This is a genomic window from Alteribacter aurantiacus DSM 18675 (assembly GCF_000429705.1).
In the GTDB taxonomy this organism is placed as follows: Bacteria; Bacillota; Bacilli; order Bacillales; family Salisediminibacteriaceae; genus Alteribacter; species Alteribacter aurantiacus.
On record NZ_KE386943.1, the window covers coordinates 46,372 to 62,871 of the forward strand.

12 protein-coding genes are annotated in these 16,500 nt (G+C 39.3%); 1 reads left to right on the forward strand and 11 read right to left on the reverse strand.

Annotated features, from left to right (window positions below; genetic code table 11):
• Positions 1-2 precede the first annotated feature (2 nt).
• Genes G476_RS0118755 through G476_RS0118785 form a run of 7 tightly spaced genes read right to left on the reverse strand, consistent with a single transcriptional unit; the run spans position 3 to position 10,640 of the window.
• Positions 3-2,642 carry a glycosyltransferase gene (locus G476_RS0118755; protein ID WP_245579700.1) on the reverse strand — a complete coding sequence of 880 codons (2,640 nt, stop codon included), beginning with the start codon at positions 2,640-2,642 and terminating at the stop codon, positions 3-5.
• Complete coding sequence (locus tag G476_RS0118760) at positions 2,614-5,160, reverse strand: glycosyltransferase (protein WP_026691451.1); 2,547 nt, start codon at positions 5,158-5,160, stop codon at positions 2,614-2,616. Before G476_RS0118760 ends, G476_RS0118755 begins: the two co-directional genes overlap by 29 nt.
• Before the next feature lie 17 nt (positions 5,161-5,177).
• Positions 5,178-6,719 carry an ABC transporter ATP-binding protein gene (locus tag G476_RS0118765; RefSeq protein WP_035187446.1) on the reverse strand — a complete coding sequence of 514 codons (1,542 nt, stop codon included), beginning with the start codon at positions 6,717-6,719 and terminating at the stop codon, positions 5,178-5,180.
• A gap of 13 nt (positions 6,720-6,732) precedes the next feature.
• A complete protein-coding gene (locus G476_RS0118770; RefSeq protein ID WP_026691453.1) occupies positions 6,733-7,518 on the reverse strand; it encodes an ABC transporter permease in 786 nt (261 codons plus the stop codon).
• A 57-nt stretch (positions 7,519-7,575) separates the two neighbouring features.
• On the reverse strand, positions 7,576-8,346 hold the full coding sequence (locus tag G476_RS0118775) for a glycosyltransferase family 2 protein (protein ID WP_035187448.1): 771 nt from the start codon (positions 8,344-8,346) through the stop codon (positions 7,576-7,578).
• Between the two features lie 8 nt (positions 8,347-8,354).
• On the reverse strand, positions 8,355-9,491 hold the full coding sequence (locus G476_RS0118780; protein WP_026691455.1) for a glycosyltransferase: 1,137 nt from the start codon (positions 9,489-9,491) through the stop codon (positions 8,355-8,357).
• Between the two features lie 30 nt (positions 9,492-9,521).
• Positions 9,522-10,640, reverse strand: a complete 1,119-nt coding sequence (locus G476_RS0118785; protein WP_026691456.1) for a glycosyltransferase — start codon at positions 10,638-10,640, stop codon at positions 9,522-9,524.
• A 262-nt stretch (positions 10,641-10,902) separates the two neighbouring features.
• Here G476_RS0118785 and G476_RS23040 point away from each other — a divergent pair, with 262 nt between their 5' ends.
• Positions 10,903-12,816: a peptidoglycan-binding protein gene (locus G476_RS23040; RefSeq protein WP_051314938.1), complete on the forward strand. Its 1,914-nt coding sequence runs from the start codon at positions 10,903-10,905 to the stop codon at positions 12,814-12,816.
• A gap of 160 nt (positions 12,817-12,976) precedes the next feature.
• Here G476_RS23040 and G476_RS0118795 read toward each other — a convergent pair whose 3' ends face one another.
• The 4 genes from G476_RS0118795 to G476_RS0118810 all read right to left on the reverse strand — a co-directional run bounded on the left by G476_RS0118795 (position 12,977) and on the right by G476_RS0118810 (position 16,338).
• The gene (locus G476_RS0118795; protein WP_026691457.1) at positions 12,977-13,798 is read right to left on the reverse strand and encodes an SGNH/GDSL hydrolase family protein; all 822 of its coding nucleotides are present in this window, start codon (positions 13,796-13,798) and stop codon (positions 12,977-12,979) included.
• A gap of 176 nt (positions 13,799-13,974) precedes the next feature.
• Positions 13,975-14,118: a hypothetical protein gene (locus tag G476_RS23720; protein ID WP_156906640.1), complete on the reverse strand. Its 144-nt coding sequence runs from the start codon at positions 14,116-14,118 to the stop codon at positions 13,975-13,977.
• A 172-nt stretch (positions 14,119-14,290) separates the two neighbouring features.
• Complete coding sequence (locus G476_RS0118805) at positions 14,291-14,761, reverse strand: tetraspanin family protein (RefSeq protein WP_026691458.1); 471 nt, start codon at positions 14,759-14,761, stop codon at positions 14,291-14,293.
• A gap of 176 nt (positions 14,762-14,937) precedes the next feature.
• Entirely contained in the window at positions 14,938-16,338 is a 1,401-nt protein-coding gene (locus tag G476_RS0118810; RefSeq protein ID WP_026691459.1) for a M28 family peptidase, read from the reverse strand.
• Positions 16,339-16,500: the final 162 nt, after the last annotated feature.

Sequence of the window (16,500 nt, forward strand, 5' to 3'; positions counted from 1 at the left end):
CTTCACTCGGTCTTTCCGATTCTTAATAGATGTTTTGTATAGCCAAACTGACTATCAACAAATGCCGTTGCACGCTCCACTTGCTCCGCATACTTTTTTTCGTCTTCCATGAGCTCTTGAATATTTTCTTTCACTTTATCAGGTGTTGAATAAATAGCGGCATTACCAAAAAGTTCCTTGTATTGAGGTGGTATAATTACAGGAACTCCTGCAGCCATAGCCTCAAAGATAACCCTTCCAAATGCCTCAACCCAATCAGGGTGAGTGTAATAAACAAACACGTCTAAACTAGCAAGAAATTCTTTAGGATGAATACTTCCAAACTCTGCTACGTTCCAGTTAACAGGTAACTCACCTAAAACGTTCTTGGGAGCTTCCGCTCCCCCCAAAATACGGACTTCAAATGGCTCTGCATCAGGGTAGATACTCAAAAGTTCGCCCTTATTTGATGGCCATTTTACATATTGATCCCTCGAGTGTCTACCTATAATGATTTTATCTTTATGTTTAGGCCTCTTCGGTCGCTGCCACTCATTTATATCGATAATATTAACCCAGTCTTTCTGGGATAAGGAAATGGTTTTCAACTCTTTTTTATGATAATTATATAACGTTTCCCGAACTAAGGGCCCAATGGGAAACCACGTTGCAGACTTTCCAAAGTAGTGTTTCAAATGGGATGCGCATTGATTAATATGGTAGAGCGTCCGTCCATTACTACCGTAATCTCTCTTTGGTGGTTGGTTGACAATAACGTTAATAACGTTTGCCTTAACATCTGGCAAATAGTTCTGGAGTTCTTCAAGTACCGGCGGGTGTCTGATTATTAACACATCACAGCTCACGCTTTCACCGTATACAAGCATCTGGACTTGTTCACCATCAATAAGTTCCCGGACAGCTGGATTTGTTTCTTTCCTTGATGAAAAATCGTAGCGGTTCATCTGTATTAAACCTGTACGAAGACCATACCGCTGCTGCGCCTTTATTTCCTCTACATTGGACATGTTCGTACCGCCCATCAGACGAAATTCAGAAGCAATGATGACATCAAAGTGTCTTCTTGTTTCAGGTTTAACTCTATTAATCTTCATTGGCTCTGGAACTGGAAACGGCCTTGAAACGGTCGGAAAGTCATAATAGAGGGATTTACCGGATTGGTGATAGTCAGAATAACTGTGGAAATATTCTTTTCTCGCTCCCATGAAAAAGCCGTGAAATCCAAACACACCACTGCCCGTTAACGAACCCTTTGATTGCCGCTGAAAAGATAATGGTCCTGTTTTAAGATCAGTTACAGCATCGTTTCCAAAAGTGAGTTTTACCCGACGTTTAAACTCACCATCAGCACCAAAACGTACGCTGTCCCAATAACCTAGCTTATTTAAAACAGGTTCTCTCCTGAACATGAGCGATGACATATTCGCAAAAATATACTCGCCCGGTTTACCTCTACGGTAAAACTTCATATCTTCTGTTACTCTTGCCTGCTCTGAAGTATTTGCCATTACTGAAGGGTTTTTGATTAAGTGAAGAGCCTGGGTCGCAATTTTGTCAGGATGTGACCAGTCATCAGCATCATTGATTGTAACAAACACACCATTTGCTACATTTAATGCTATGTTTCTTGCGGTATAGGCACCTCCATTATGCTCAGCCCGTATCAATCTCACCCTTGAATCAGCCAACTCATATCTCTCAACCACTTTTGCTGTATGGTCTGTACTGCAGTCATCGACTACTATTAATTCAAGGTTATCCCATGATTGTTTTAAAAGAGACTCTATAGAAGTTGAAATCGTGTGCTCTGCATTAAAAGCAGGTATAATGACAGTTACTAATGGAGTGTGATCCGTATCAACCGGTATTGTACCTATAGCTGTTAAAGAATCATAGAATGAGCGTTGCCCATCATTGGTGTTTACATTGGCAAGCTTGTAATAAGACAATGCTTGATTGATCCAATCCATCTTTCGGGCGTTCACTTTTTCAAGGTTTGCTTTTGCAAAACATATATTCGGATTTGGATAAAGCTCATCTTCAAAGAAAGGGACTATTGCCCGGTTCCCTTCCTCTTGGTCACCGGTAAAATGAAAGCACTCTGCTTTCATTACAGCCGCCTTCAGCCGAAAAGGCTTGTCCATTTTCTTTTCTTTTAACTGATCAAGATAAAACAACGCTTTTTTTGCATCATCATGGGTGTATTGATTTGCATACCATAAAGCAAGTTCCCACGCATATTCATTTTTTTGTACAGGATAGTCCGCCTTCAAGAAAAGGGATTCCAACTCTTCAACTGCCTTGCTGGTAAACCCAGACTCATAAAGCTTATATTTGACTTTCTTGATTTTCTTCCGCGCAATCTTTCTTTTCGAAGATTGACTGAAAACCTGTCTGAACGTTTTCTTTCTTAACAGAAGCTGTCCGGCAATTCTTACTCCTCTTTTTGCAACCCTGAGACCATGCCAGACGCCACTTTTCTTTATCGCTCCATATTCATCTTCCAATTCCCTCAGCCTTTTGTTGTCAAGAAGATTTCTTTCTTCTTGTAAAGCGACTTCTTTTTCAAGACTTATTAACCTTATCTTAAGTGCATCCTGCTCCTTTTGAAGATCACGTTCTTCCTGAGTCATACGTGCCATTTAAAATGCTCTCCAATCTTGAAGCATGCTTTTTATAGCCAAAATTATTATTAACAAACGAATACGCTTTTTCAACTTGCTCATTGTACTTGGAGCTATCCCTCATAAGTTCCTTTATCTTATGTTGTACATCTTTTGGTTCTGCATAAATAGCAGCTTCTCCAAAAAGCTCTTTATATATTGGTGGAATGATAACCGGCACACCTGCAGCCATTGCTTCAAAGATGACTCTTCCAAAAGCTTCAATCCAGTCAGGGTGTGTATAATACACAAATACATCAAGTTCTGAAAGAAAATCTTTAGGGTGTACTTCTCCAAATTCTTTTGTCTTCCAATTTTCCGGTAGGGAACCTAACACTTTTTTGGGGGCAGTAGAGCCACCAAGGACGTGTATTTCATAGTTATTATCGTCCGGATAAATGGCTAGTAATTGTTCTTTTGTATTTGGCCATTTAACATATTGATCTCGTGAATGACGACCTACTCTTATTGGGCCATTTCTGTCTCGTGGGTGACTTCGACGCCATTCCTCTACATCAATAATATTGACCCAATCTTTACAGGACAGGTTAATATTCCGGAGCTCTTCTGTATGATTCTTTTCAAGGGTTTGTCTGACTCTTGGTCCAATAGGCCACCATAAACCTGCAGTACCAAAGTATTCCTCTAGATGTCGAACACAGTTTTCAAGTTGATAAAGTGTTTCTCCTTCTCTACTGTACTCCCGTTTTGGAGGCTGATTAACAATAACATGAACATGGGTTGCTTCTATGTGTGGGACATACTTTTGCCATTCTTGGAGGACAGGCGGATGCCTAACAATCAAAACATCACAGCTTACTTTTTCCCCATAGGAGACGGTTTGAACAAGGTCCCCATCAATACAATTACGAACTTTCGGATTCATTTCTTCTACTGAATTCAAGTCGTACCGAGACAGTTGTACGAGCCCTGTCCGTAGCCCTTTTTCTTTTTGGGCTTTTATTTCTTCAATATTCGACATATTTGTACCGCCCAGAAGCCTGAACTCCGATGCTATAATTACATCAAAATGCCTGTTACCATTTTGCCTTTTTTCCCTCTGTGGCCACATAGGCTCCGGTACAGGGAAAGGACGGGCTTTCTGAGGAAAGGTATAATATAACTTTTCCTGAGGTGCAGTTTCATGAAAGTGTCTGTTCGCCTCATCATATTCTTTTCTGACACCCATGAAGTATCCTGGAAAACCAAAGGCCGAATGTCCTGTTAATGAGGATTCAGACTGTCTTTGAAAAGAAAGTAGAGAATAAGGAAGTTCTGTCACAGCCTTCTCTCCGAAAACAATCTTCATCCTTTTTAGGAACTCGGAGTCACCTGCAAAACGCACAGAGTCCCAGTAACCAATGGCATCCATTACTTTCTGTCTTCTAAACATAAGGGAGGACATATTTTTAAAGGTGTAAATCCCCGGCTTTCCTCGGCGATAGAATTTCAATTGTTCCGTTGCTCTAGCCTGCTGTGAGAAGTTTCCGATAACGTTTGGATTTGCCATTAAATGATGCGCCTGACGTTCTATTTTCTGAGGGTGTGACCAGTCATCGGCATCATTAATGGTGATAAATTCACCCGTTGCTTTTGTTAAGGCAAGGTTTCTTGATACATATGCACCACTATTCACTTCACCTTGAATTAACAATACACGACTGTCGCGAGACTCATATTCCCGAATGACCTCTGCTGTATGGTCTGTACTGCAATCATCCACCACTAAAATCTCCAAATTCCCCCACGTCTGACTTAATAATGAATCGATAGCTGTTCTTATACTATCTCCCGCATTATAGGCTGGTACAATAACAGAAACTTTCTTTTGTTCCTCCCTGGGCAGTTTTGCTTCACCTGTACCTTTTAGGGAATCGTAAAGAGGCTTATTTTCCCATTGATCAAAGGTAATTTCAAACAATCCTTGCTTCGTTAACGCTTTATTAATCCAGAGCTTCTTCTCTTCTTGCTCTTCTACGAGACTTGCAATTGCAAGGTATAAATCAGGGTGTTCCTCTTTCTTAAGGGCTTTTTCAAGTTCACTCTTTCCCAATTGGTTTTGGCCTAGCAGGTCATAGCATTCTGCCTTCATTATCGCTGCCCTACGGAAGTTACCATTGTCTGGATCATTCTTAATCGCAATATCAATATAAGACAAACACTCTTTTGCACTCTCGACAGTATAGTTATTAGCATGCCAAGTAGCCAGTTCCCATGCTGCTAGTCGAATTAAATAAGGATCTTGCTCATTCTTTACAATGTTTTCAAGATCTGCAAGGCCTCTTTTTGTAAAGCCCAAATTATATAAACGGAATTTTAACCGTTCAATTTTCTTTACCTGGGTCCGCTTCTTTCCTGGACTGATGATATTTTTAAGCTTTCTTTTTTGAGTGTCGGTTAATAGTCCTGTGAGAAACTGCTTTTGTTTCGTACTCAACACCTTATAAAGAAAAATATCTACCGTTTCTGCTATCCCTTTTTTCACCAAACGAAGCATACGAACACCACCAAACGTTATTTCTTATTATCCGATTTCTTAGCTTGTACAGCCTCTCTGTATTGGGCTACAATTTCTTCTGCATCCCCATCACCACGGACCTGGCCTTTTTCCATCCATATCGCTCTCGTACATACACGTTCAACAAACTTCATACTGTGTGACACAATAATGACAGCTTTCGCATTCTCCATCATTTCCTGAATCTTTTCACTTGCTTTTTGTTTAAATGCTGCATCACCGGTAGAAAGAGCCTCATCAATTATAAAGATATCCGGTTGCAAGGTAGCTGCGATACTAAACCCCAGCCTTGCTTTCATTCCACTGGAATAACCTTTTACCGGTTTATCTATAGATTTTTCGAGCTCTGAAAACTCGATGATTTTCGAGGTGTCTCCTTCCACCCTTGCTTTAGGTATACCTAGCAACATGCCATTTAAGTAAATGTTGTCCCTACCTGTGAGCTGATCATTAAATCCGGTTCCATACCCCAGTAGAGCAGACGTTTCCCCATTAACCTTAATAGCACCTCTGTCTGGTTCTAGAATATTCGTTAGAACTTTACAAAGTGTACTCTTCCCTGCACCATTATGTCCGATAATACCAATAACCTCACCTTGTTTGATATTAAAGGATACATCTTTTAACGCCCAATGCGTTTCTTTTTTTAGTTGGTAAGAGATGCTTATGTTTTTCGCATCAATCACTGTAGTGTCTTTTAATGCAGTCTCCGTTTTCTTTAGTTCAAGTTTCTGATTAAGTTTTCTTTTACGCGGAGGTATGGTTGCTTTATATTTTTTCAGAATATCTTTAGGCTCCCCAACATCCCGAATGGCCCCTTTATCAAGCCAAATAAGCCGATCGCAGTTTCTTCTAGCATAACGAAGGCTATGAGTCACAAGAATTACCATCTTCGCTTTAGAAACAAGCTCTTTCATTTTATCTGCTGCTTTCTTGCCAAATGCAGCGTCCCCCGTATTAAGCGCCTCATCGAGAATTAAAATTTCAGGTTCAAGAAAAGCAGCCACACTAAAACCAAGCCTTGCTTTCATTCCACTGGAATACGTCTTCATAGGTCTGTCAAGAAATTCCCCAAGTCCTGAGAATTCATGAATGTCTTCTATCGATTCCTCGATCTTTTGCTTCTCGATACCAATCATCATCCCGTTCAGATAAACGTTTTCTCTTCCAGTCAGTTCCTTGTTGAAACCCATCCCAAGAGAAAATAACGCTGACACACGACCATCTGCATTTACATTACCTTCGTCTGCCTCAAGAATACCAGATAGAAGTTTACAAAGCGTTGTTTTACCAGCACCATTGGAACCAATGATTCCAAGGATCTCACCTTTATACCCTTCGAAAGAAATGTTCCTTAAAGGCCACACTGTCTTATTTGACAATTTCTCCTTGTCTTTACTGAAGAAGTTAATCACATGGGACTTATAATCATCCTTGCGAAATCCAGAGTTAAAAGACACTCCTAGGTTTTTGGCACTAAGAACAACTTCTCTTTTTTCTTCAGGAAGGTGCCCCTCTATACTATTTTTTAAAGACATAGTATCTCCTCATTTATAATGCTTTAATTATTTTATGCTCGTTTTTACTATAGTGATTGACAAGTAATGCAATCACAACAATCGATGCCAGTGAAATTACCGTAAGCCCAAGAAACTGCGGGTTTGTTTGATACATAAGAACTGCCCTGTAGGAATCAATAATGATTGCAACAGGATTAATAGCAACAATCCAGGAATACTCCGGAGGAAGTCTTCCTCCTTCCCAGATTATTGGAGATGCATAGAAAAACACCCTTAAGACATGAGACAGGATATTATCGATATCTCTTATAAACACACAGATGTATGCAACAAACAGACTGATAGCAAGTAAGAACAGTAACTGGATCAAAATAATCAATGGTAGATAAATAACCTGCCAACCAGGCATTACACCAAATACAGCTAGGAAAATCGCTACAACTACCAAGCCGAAAACAAAGTTAAAACCTTGAGTAAAAGTCATAGAGAGCGGAAAAATCGACTTAGGCAGGTAGACTTGATTAATAATAGATGAATATTTCATGATTGATTTTGCGGACGTGTTTACTGTCGTGTTCATCCAACGCCATGCCACGAGCCCAATAACAAGAAAAACCGCAAACTGAGCCTTGTCGTCTCCTCCTCGTCCTAAAACAATAGCAATAAGGAAAAAGTAAACCAAAACGTTAAGGAGTGGGTCTAAAAGCCACCAGAAGTAACCGAGATAACTGTTACGATTCTCTGCTTTCAACCCGGACTTAACAAGGTAAAATAATAAATCTTTTCTTTTTATTAATTCTTCAATGTATTTATTCATAAAACTAAACGTACACCGCCAATCTTATAGCTATCAATAAAAGTCAAAATATTTTAATTAGAGGGTTGAATACTTTTTAACTTTGAAAAAGATGTAATTCGCGAAATACCATACGCTTTTTAGTAAGCTAAGTTTTTCTATCTTCCTGTATACTCTCCAATTCTGCTTAGCCATTTTATATTTGTCACTTGAAACAGAGTTTTGGACAACCCTGTATTTTGATAATACTTGCGATAATCCCTGAGCTCTAATGCCCTTCTTACAGAGGCTTAACCATAGAACGTAATCTTGCCTTGTCCTAATATTCACCATTTCTATCGGGCCTGCTTTATTTTTATCTATCATTACCGTTAGACACCCGATCATATTTTGCTTTAATAGATCTGTATAGTTGACGGAGCTTGGAGTGGAAGATACTTTTCCGGTCCCTTCACCTTGTTCATTGACGTAACAATAGTTTGTGAAGGTGAATATCGCATTATTTTCCTTCATAAAGTCAAGCTGGACTTCCAATTTTTCCGGAAACCACTGATCATCACTGTCAAGAAAAGCGATATACCTCCCACGAGATTGCCTGATTGCCTCATTTCTTGCGATAGCAGCTCCACTATTTTCAGACAACCTTCTTGCTTTGATCCTAGGTTCTTTTGCAGCATACCTTTTAATGATTTCAAAAGTACGGTCTGTAGAACAATCATCTACAATAATCATTTCCCAATCTTCCAAGGTCTGGGCAAGTACTGAATCTATCGTCTCACCAATAAAACGTTCAGAGTTGTAAGCTGGGGTTATCACTGAAACAAGCGGCTTCGTGTCAATATTCATCATTTGTATATTTACCCCCGATGTTTCCGTTTTTCCCAGAGAGAATCATACCAATTAACCAGCTTTAATTCCTCTATTCCCCAGTTAAGCTCTTTCTTCACAGCTTCCCTACCATTTTCCCCCATCTCCTTAGCCTTATCAGGGTTTCCTTTTAATAAATCGATAGCTGCTTTAATCTCGGCTTTATCGTTTGGGTTGACTGCTACACCGCAGTTGTACTTGCTAATAAAATCCCTCCAAACAGGAAAATCCGAGCATATAACAGGAATGCCTGCTGACATATACTCGAAGAACTTTGTGAGCTCTTTTTTCTTAAAGTGGTCTGAAGGAGGGAAAACTGCGATCCCGGCAAGCCAGTTATGGGCTTTATATGCATGGTCTATTTCATTTTTGGGGACATACCGTCCAACCCCGGTAATATGAATTCGATCATCATTACCGCTGGCCTGCTTTTTCATTCTCGATGCCAATTCATTTGAACACTTCCCATAAAAAAAGACACTTACTTGCTTATTAATATCAGGAAAAGAAGAATGAATTAAGGCTCCACGATCTTCTCTCACATTGCCCGTGTATATCAGCTTGTCCTCCATAACCTTCCGTTCTAAATGTAATAATTCTTCGTTAAGGATCGGATAGTTAAGGATGCATTGGCCTTCAGGATATTTTTCTAAATAATACTTTTCTGCGAGACAAAGTTCCATTGATCGAGAAAATACTTTTTCTACCGTTTTATACAGCATGCTTAGTATTTTTCTTAAAGGCTTATTTAAGTAATTCCGTTGTACGATGCCAGTCTCATAATCTTCGTGAATGTCATAAATCACTACATTTTTCCGCTTTTTAAGGAGCCAAGCAACCGGAAGAAGTTCCGGGTCATGAAAGTGATAAACATCCGCATTAAACTGTTTGGCAATTTGATAGACCTTTAAGGGCGATAGCAGCATACTGAGGAAACGATTACCGTTTTTTTTAAAAGGAACAATATGAACAGCAGATTCCTCTACTTTAATATCCTCTGAATACGGAGCAATCAACGTTACGTCAAAGCCGGCTTTTTTTAAAGAAAGGCACTCTTTATAAAAAATTCTCGGATCCAGTGGATGATGAACGCTTGTCATATGAACCACCCGTTTTTTTCTTCCCATGTAAACTGCACCTCTACTGTTTAGTCGACATTATTTTAAAAGTGTTTCTTCTATTACTTCTTCGTATTGTTTTACTATTTTTGTAGCATCGAAGTCTACTGTACGAGCGAAACCTTTTTCTTTCCATCGCTGTTGCTCCTCAATACTTCTATTTAGAACTTCTTCAATATGAGAAGCCATTGTAGTTGCATCACCTACGTTACATAAATAACCGTATGCGCCATGGTCCAGTACTTCCTCAGGTCCAGACTTGCAATTTGTAGAAACGACAGGTGTCCCACATGCTAACGCCTCGGCAATGACATGGCTGAAACCTTCATGTTTTGAGGACAAGACAAAAATATCCGCCTTACTAAAGAATAGATATGGATTACTTTGAAAACCGATAAAATGTACGTTCCCTTCAACTCCTAAATCTCGAGCAAGTTCTTTAAGACTCTTTTCCAAAGGTCCTTCACCAAGTATCACTAGTTTGCTTGGTATTTTTTTTGCTACCTCTTTGAACGCTTTGAACAGAGTAGCTTGGTCTTTCTGCTCAACTAGCCGGCCGGCTGTTATAATGACTTTCTCATCTGTTTTAAACAAGTCAGTGTATTGCTTGTCCAACGTTTGAGAATAGATCTTCTTATTTATGGCTTTTACATCAATTGGATTATAGACTACTTTGATATCTTCTCTTTTAATGTTATACCGTTTAATGAGATTATCTTTAACTCCTTGAGACAAAGAAACAATTTGATGAGCTCGTTTATAAACCAACCCAAAGAAACGTAGCTGGAGTTTCACCTTAAGACCGCCACTTAAATTGTCTGCTTCTCTCACAATATTTTTTGCTTTTGTAAAAGAGAGTTTGTTAGCTAGTATTGCGATTGTATTTACACGAGGTATCGTACTAAATACAATATCTATCTTTTCTCTTCTAATAATTTTAGAAAGCTTTAAAACAGATCGGCTAAGCCTTTTTGTATCTAACTTTATAAGAGTAACATCACTTTCCAGTTCACTTTCATATGATCCCTCAAAGTCCAGTGTAACAAGAATTGGCTCATATCTTGACCTGTCAAGGTTATTAATTATATTCAAAAGTGTTCTGGCTGCTCCTCCAGCTCCCATTTGATATATAAAGAACAAAATTCTAATTTTCCTCATCACAAACGCCTTCCCTTATCTTTTACTATAGTAAATCTTCAAAAAATAAAACAAAACACAATATAAAATTATAACATATGAGCCTTCCTAATTATTTTCTCATTTATCCTAAGAGAAAATTCTACATATATAGACAGTTTACTTAAATTCCGTATTCTTTCCTATGGATAAAATATGTAACTAGTTACAAAATATCATAGAATTTTCGGTTTTTTTGTAATAAAATATTTCTTGTTACTAAATAAAAGGAGTGATAGATTCTTTGAAAAAATTAAGACTGGTATGTGCCAGCCTGTTTTTTATTCTACTAATTGGAACATTAATTCCTCAATCCATCACAGCTCATAATACCGTACTAAAATTAGGAATGAACCATCCCGAAGTCGTTCAACTAAAAGTAGATCTAGAAGCAGTTGGCTTTCAAGTATCTTCAAGTCCAACTCAGTATTTCGGCCTTCAAACTGAACAACGTGTGAGAGAATTTCAAACAGCTTATAACCTTACAGCTGATGGGGTTGCGGGACCACAGACGTTTAGCACATTGCAATCTGTAATCGCCAGTGAATCTCTATACATAGGAATGTCTCATCGAGATGTTGTCCAACTTAAAATTGACTTGGATACAGTAGGCTTCACAGTTCCTGGTAATACTACTACCTACTTTGGGTCACAAACAGAAGAACAGGTAAAGAAATTTCAGATTGAAGTTGGACTTCAGCCTACAGGAATAGCAAACCCCGCTACTCTGCAGAAATTAGAAGATGCTGTATCTCAATACCCAACTCATTCTACCTTTAGAATTGGTGATTCTCATCCTCAAGTTATTCAACTGAAGGAAGATCTTGATTACATTGGATATACTGTATCTTCTAACCCCACTCCCTATTTCGGTACACAAACCGAAACACAGGTTAAAGCCTTCCAAATGGGATACGAAATTAATGCAGATGGAGTTGCAGGGCCACAAACATTCCAAACACTGGCTAATGCTAAAGACTCTGTCCTAAGAATCGGGATGTATCACGAAGATGTTGTTACGTTAAAAAACAATTTGGAAAATGCAGGTTTTCCCGTTCCAGGAAACCAAACCACTTACTTCGGTCCCCTAACAGAGGAAAAAGTAAGTGAATTTCAACAAGCAAACAATATTGAAGTATCTGGCGTTGCGAACCAACCAACATTGAATGAGCTTGAAAAGACGGGCTCACCAGTACCAGATGCAACTGTTTTAAGGCTAGGGGACTACCACCCAAAAGTCATCCAGTTAAAAAAAGACCTTGAGAAAGTCGGTTTTTTTGTTTCCTCCAATCCAACAGACTTTTTCGGGGCACAAACGGAACGACAAGTCCGTGCTTTTCAAACTGCTTATGGTTTAACAGCTGATGGTATCGCAGGACCACAAACATTTACCAAGCTAGCTGAAGTAATTGAAACTGATAAGATCATAGGATATGTAACTGCTAATTCTAGCCTAAATGTAAGAAGCGGACCATCCAGCTCTCATTCGATCATTGGTTCTTTGAACAGAGGATCAGAAGTAGAGATCGCTGAAACAGTTGGAGATTGGTACAAAATTGTATACGGAACTTCCTACGGCTATGTTCATAGTTCTTTCATCAGTTTTAGAAGTCCTGCTAGTAAAACAATCGTCATTGACGCAGGTCACGGAGGAAGCGACCCCGGAGCTGTAGCTTTTGGGTTTCAGGAGAAAGACATTGTCCTCGACGTAGCTCACATCGTGAATAATATTATGGAAGGCACCGACATCCAAGTCGTATTAACACGTACAGGTGATTACTTTATTGAGCTGGAAGACCGAGTAAAGATTGCGCACGATTCTGGTGCAGATGCTTTTGTTAGTATTCATGCGAATGCCTTTGGCCAGGAATCCGTTCACGGAACAGAAACATATTGGAATAATAACCATCAAAGCGCTGATAGCAGAGCATTAGCTGAAGCCATTCAGGAACGATTAATTTCAAAGTTAGGTACGCAGGACCGTGGTGTTAAAGAAGCGAATTTTCATGTTATTCGCCACACCCAAGTCCCAAGTGTACTTGTAGAGTTAGGCTTTATAACAAACCGTCAAGAAGCAGAACGAATGCAGACTGCCGCATTTAAACAGGCAGCAGCTGAAGCAATTAAAGAAGGTGTAATGAATTTTTACAATAGATAAAAGCAGAGGTTATCCTGGTATTTAATCAGGACAACCTCTTTTTGTATTATAAATCGACAAGATTAAGTATCTACAGGAATATAAATCGTTATTCAAGGATGGACTGAGTCGTTTTTATTTGACTTCAAAATCTATTCGTTAAACGAACAATTATAACCACTTATTTAACCTTGAACCAACTTAAAATACGCTCCGCCCACAAATCATGCCCCTCTTGATTCGGATACCCATGATCCTCAATATAACGTAACAGCTCATCATCATTGTAAGAAGGCCAGTCCTGCCAGTGATCAATGTAAGAAATTGATGCCTCTCTTGCGTAAGACGCTACCTCAGCCATATGATCACTCAGATTCGCTACGTTAGGTATAGGTTGAGAAGGTTGAAGAATGATATAACTATCTGGGTTCTCTTCTTTTATCTCACTGATCAAATTCCGCAAGTGAATGATAGCTTCATCTGTTCCAACACGGTATAAATTATTTCCTATTAAGGGTTCAATTAAATAGATTTCACCATTCAATTTTGCAACTTCTTTGTGGTGTTCATTAATAATGAAATTTAGACTATGCATATCACCAAAGGATGCGACTTGAGATTCGAAAAAGTTACCATAGTGTTCGTTAAGCTTATCTATTATCCGATCCGTCCAAGGGACAATGCCTTCCTCATGATAATCAATGATTGCTCCGGATCCGACACTGACCAAAGTTAGCTTCTCATTATTTTTATAGGCGTTCGTGATCATGTCTCCCAATTGCTCCGGAAGAGAAGCGACTAAAGGTTCCATATCTGTTGAAGGTAATGAGGAGGAAGGCTCTGCCGCAACTTGACTATCCTCCGTTACTTTTTGTTCCCGAGCTGCAGTTACTTCGGTTGCCCCAGCAGAGATGTCCAGTAATTTTTGATCGTAGTGAAATTTTCCGAATATAACAGTTCCAATTGATACTAAAAGAATAATTGCAAATATGCCCTTGTACATAAGTAAACTCCTTCGTATAGAATATCTTTCCATTATACATCGAAAGACTCTATTTTTCAGCAAAATCTACCAACAAAGACCTGCTATCTTAGCATATAATGTAATTCACAAATTGATCTATACAATAGTCGACATGTGTTGTAATACACAAAAAAAGACCCCCACTCTAGTGAAGGTTAGTTAATCGATTCTTTAAAACGAAAAGTGATTTCTTCAACAAGTCGTTCTGTAGTAGCTGATTCCTCTGATCCCATCTGCTTTAACTCCGATAGAAGCGTTTTCAAGTCTTCTTGTGAGAGTGCTAGTTCTTCTAATTTCAAGCTTCTTTCACCTCTTTACAAATTATGTATAATTATTTATTTTAACCCACTACTTTGAGCACGTAAAGACAATTTACCCACTTTAATAGTAGATTACACCACTTTTTAGTAGGTCTAACGTAATGAATCCAATAAAAAAGACATAAGCTAACGTAATAACGCTAACTCATGTCTACCTCGGATCTTTACGATAGTCCCATAGAATCTTCCACTCATCATCTTCACGAGCCACATAAACATATTGGACAAATTCAAAATATCCGTACTTTCCTCGATACTCTTTCGTTGCAATAAGGTGATAGACATCAAGGAGTTCGGCATCTTCATGCTTTTGCCAGTTGTCTAGTCTTTTGGGTTTCGTCAGTGTGAATTCAAATGTGGTTACGCCGAAATGATTAATAAAAACGTGAGACCGGTCTTGGATATAAGCTTCCCTCGTGAAACGGTTGTGCATGGAGGAATGCAAGAGTTCCCAAGACGACGAATACTTTCCTTCCTGCTCGAGTCGATAAAATTCCTCTACTACGTTTCCTGCCTGCCTACTCTCTGCTGTCATGATATAAATAACCATTCCAACTGCCATACTAGCGATTAGCAAAAAGATCAGGATCATTTGAAACGGGATTGATCGCCTTCTTCTCAAAGATGAAAACTCCCCTCATGTACGACCTACAGCATGTTTATTCATATGAGGACAGGAATATCACTCTCGCCGTGCCCTGGACTTTGTGAAGGCTCACACGTGGTGTCAGGCACCACAAAAAGTGCCAGGCACTGTGTGAGAATGCTCACGCAGTGCCTGGCACATACAATGTAATACTATCGGATACTAACTTCGTGGTACATGTCTGCTGGCAGGTTATGGACCTTTTGTTTCTTTGGCTTAGGTCCTTGGTTATCAAAACTTGCATAATCGTAGACTGCTATTCCAACGATTTGGGCGACATCTTCTAACTTTTCTTTACTGATCTTATCGATTGTATCTTCAGGTGTGTGATACCAAGGCTCTAGAGGAGAGTGAATAAACAGGGCAGCTGAAATTCCTTTTTCACCAAAAGGTACATGGTCACTGCTTCCTCCTTGTCCGAATGGTGTTGGCTCACCGTTCAAGCGAAGGCTTGATGCCTGTGCAAGGTCTGTCACTAAGTTGGACTGACCATTTACTGTTCGCATCACTAAATCTCCCGCATCTTGACTTCCAACCATATCCAAGTTGAAGTTTGCTACGATGCGGTCCAATTCTTTTTCTGGTAGGTTATTCACATAATATCTAGATCCGATCAACCCTAGCTCTTCAGCTCCAAATGTGATAAAACGAAGCTCTGTGTCAGTTGGCATGTTCTTCATCACACGGGCTAATTCAAGGACCATCGCTGTTCCTGAAGCATTGTCGTTTGCTCCTGGTGAACCTGGAACTGAATCGTGGTGAGAGGTGACAGTAACTACTTGTCCATTATCTTTGTTTTTATTTGTCGGCTTTTTAGAGGCAATAACGTTATGTGACGTACGCATACTAGATTCTGCACCCAATACCGTTAACGATGCTGTTACTACTTCTCCTTGATCTAGCTGTGTAACCAGCGCATTCCCTTGAGCTTGGGTAATGGATACTGCAGGAACATACTTGTCATTTGCTTGCCCGAGCGTTCCGTTGAGGTTGCCGGTCGTGTTATTAAAGATAATAACCCCTTCCGCTCCTGCGTTTGCGGCGTTAAGAACTTTATCCCCGAAAGATATTTCCCCTCTCTGAATGAGAGCGATTTTTCCATCAAGGTTTTTCCCCTCTAAATCTACCACTCTTCCTAATCCTACATATTTTAAATTCCCTGTTACTTCACCACTCGGAGTGTATGTAAACGAGAGAGGGTTCAAATGATCACCATTCACAGAAAGCTCTACTGTATGAGGGGCCGTAAAGCCAAAAAACTCAAATGGTTGCACTTCTGCTTCATAGCCATACGATTCAAATTCGGACTTAATGTACTGAACTGCCGCATATTCTTCTTCCGTGGCTGCCACCCGTGGGGTTTGTTGCAAATATTCAATATTGTTATAGATGTTGTCTACATTGATCCTATTAATAATCCTCTGATCAAATGCCGTTTCATACCCTTGTCCTGCATTTTTGTAGCCTTCCACCGGTTGAGCCAAACCCGATCCTCCAAATGTACCAAACGTAAACATCATAGTAACCGTAAGTGCAGCAATAAACCTTTTCATTGACAGCCTCCCTTTACTTCATTAGTAGTATAAACTCTAGTACATCTTATATTTTTCTGATAGTTCAGATAAGTTCTTTTCTACCTATTAAAACATGAGTAAAAATACTTATTTTTACATTATATTGATAATATATCCATGTGCGAATTTTAGAAGTTTACT

Excerpts from the sequence above, each read along its gene's own strand:
- G476_RS0118780 (WP_026691455.1), bottom strand. The coding sequence starts at position 9,491 with ATGGGAAGAAAAAAACGGGTGGTTCATATGACAAGCGTTCATCATCCA.
- G476_RS0118795 (WP_026691457.1), bottom strand. The coding sequence starts at position 13,798 with ATGTACAAGGGCATATTTGCAATTATTCTTTTAGTATCAATTGGAACT.
- G476_RS0118785 (WP_026691456.1), bottom strand. The coding sequence starts at position 10,640 with ATGAGGAAAATTAGAATTTTGTTCTTTATATATCAAATGGGAGCTGGA.
- G476_RS0118765 (WP_035187446.1), bottom strand. The coding sequence starts at position 6,719 with ATGTCTTTAAAAAATAGTATAGAGGGGCACCTTCCTGAAGAAAAAAGA.
- G476_RS0118775 (WP_035187448.1), bottom strand. The coding sequence starts at position 8,346 with ATGATGAATATTGACACGAAGCCGCTTGTTTCAGTGATAACCCCAGCT.
- G476_RS0118755 (WP_245579700.1), bottom strand. The coding sequence starts at position 2,642 with ATGGCACGTATGACTCAGGAAGAACGTGATCTTCAAAAGGAGCAGGAT.
- G476_RS0118760 (WP_026691451.1), bottom strand. The coding sequence starts at position 5,160 with ATGCTTCGTTTGGTGAAAAAAGGGATAGCAGAAACGGTAGATATTTTT.
- G476_RS0118770 (WP_026691453.1), bottom strand. The coding sequence starts at position 7,518 with ATGAATAAATACATTGAAGAATTAATAAAAAGAAAAGATTTATTATTT.
- G476_RS0118810 (WP_026691459.1), bottom strand. The coding sequence starts at position 16,338 with ATGAAAAGGTTTATTGCTGCACTTACGGTTACTATGATGTTTACGTTT.